Annotated in this window: 1 protein-coding gene and 1 pseudogene; both read left to right on the top strand. The window is 58.1% G+C overall.

The window, feature by feature from the left end; all coding sequences use genetic code 11:
- Positions 1–178: pseudogene (locus tag EN925_RS41745) on the top strand (DNA polymerase III subunit delta'); the annotation flags it as partial.
- 90 nt (positions 179–268) lie between these two features.
- On the top strand, positions 269–1,099 hold an 831-nt coding region (locus tag EN925_RS36960; protein WP_128337422.1), incomplete at its 3' end, for a methionine--tRNA ligase.

Raw genomic sequence — 1,099 nt, 5'->3', positions numbered from 1 at the left:
GTTGTCGAACGCGGCAAGTCAGGCAGCACTGGCTGGCGATCTCGCACGAGCCAAAACGCTGTCGGACACTTGGCATGAGGCGCTGGACGCTATATCTGAGACCGATACTTACAATCTCGATAAGAAGCAGCACGCCTTGATCATGATCGACCGCCTGAATTCTGCAATGCGAATGTGACTGGGTTTCCTGGATCGGGATGGCAAATGCTGCCTCGATACGATATCCACCGCCACGCCTTTCCATTCAGACATTCATGACGGTTCATTCATGTCACGCGACAAATTCTACATCACCACCCCGATCTTTTATCCGAACGGCAAGCCGCATATCGGCCACGCCTATACGGTCATTGCAACCGACGCCCTGGCACGCTTCCAGCGCCTGGACGGCAAGGACGTCTTCTTCCTGACCGGCACCGACGAGCATGGCCTGAAGATGCAGCAAACGGCCGAGAAGGAAGGCATAACGCCACTGGCGCTGGCCGACCGCAATTCGGCGATTTTCCGCGCAATGACCGAGGCGATGGGCGGCTCGAATGACCAATACATTCGCACGACCGAACCGCGCCACTACGAATCCTGTCAGGCGATCTGGAAAGCGATGGCCGCCAATGGCGACATCTATCTCGACCGCTATAGCGGCTGGTATTCGGTGCGCCAGGAAGCCTATTTCGACGAGAGCGAGACGACGCTCGGCGACGACGGCGTGCGCCGCGAACCGCTTGGGTCGCCGGTCGAATGGAACGAGGAAGAAAGCTATTTCTTCCGGCTTTCCGCCTATCAGGACAAATTGCTGGCGCTTTATGAGAGACAGCCCGACTTTGTCGGTCCGACCGAGCGCCGCAACGAGGTGCTCAGCTTCGTCAAGTCGGGGCTGAAGGATCTGTCGATCTCGCGCACGACCTTCAAATGGGGCGTGCCGGTGCCAGGCGACGACAAGCATGTGATGTATGTCTGGGTCGACGCCTTGACCAACTACATCACCGCCGCCGGCTATCCCGACACAAAGGCCGAGCAATGGCACTATTGGCCGGCCACGCACATCATCGGCAAGGACATTGTCCGCTTCCATGCGGTCTATTGGCCGGCATTTCTGATG

Origin of the sequence: Mesorhizobium sp. M7A.F.Ca.US.006.04.2.1, assembly GCF_004022915.1 — a bacterium.
Taxonomy (GTDB): Bacteria; Pseudomonadota; Alphaproteobacteria; order Rhizobiales; family Rhizobiaceae; genus Mesorhizobium; species Mesorhizobium ciceri.
This window is presented reverse-complemented; position numbering and strand designations above follow the sequence as displayed.